At 61.5% G+C, this 532-nt stretch carries 1 pseudogene; it reads right to left on the reverse strand.

The annotated features are described in order from the left end of the window. Nucleotides 1-532 (reverse strand): annotated as a pseudogene (locus A7X77_RS31760) (F0F1 ATP synthase subunit beta); the annotation flags it as partial.

The following is a 532-nucleotide window of genomic DNA, read 5'->3' on the forward strand; positions in this document are numbered from 1 at the left end:
CGAGCCGGTCGTCGTCGTAGTGATGCGTTCCTGCATCTGACCCATGTCGGTTGCGAGCGTCGGCTGATAACCCACGGCCGAAGGAATACGGCCGAGCAGAGCCGACACTTCGGAACCTGCCTGCGTGAAGCGGAAGATGTTGTCGACGAAGAACAGAACGTCCTGCCCCTGGTCGCGGAAGTGTTCTGCAACCGTCAGACCCGTCAGAGCGACGCGGGCGCGGGCGCCCGGCGGTTCGTTCATCTGACCGTAAACCAGCGCAGCCTTGGAGCCTTCGCCACCGCCATGCTTGTTGACGTTCGATTCGATCATTTCATGATAGAGGTCGTTGCCTTCGCGGGTGCGTTCACCGACGCCTGCGAAAACCGAGTAACCACCATGCGCCTTGGCGACGTTGTTGATCAGTTCCATGATCAGAACGGTCTTGCCGACGCCTGCGCCGCCGAAGAGGCCGATCTTGCCGCCGCGTGCGTACGGAGCCAGCAGGTCGACGACCTTGATGCCGGTGACAAGGATCTGTGCTTCCGTCGAC

Origin of the sequence: Rhizobium bangladeshense (assembly GCF_001662075.1) — a bacterium.
Lineage (GTDB): Bacteria > Pseudomonadota > Alphaproteobacteria > Rhizobiales > Rhizobiaceae > Rhizobium > Rhizobium bangladeshense_B.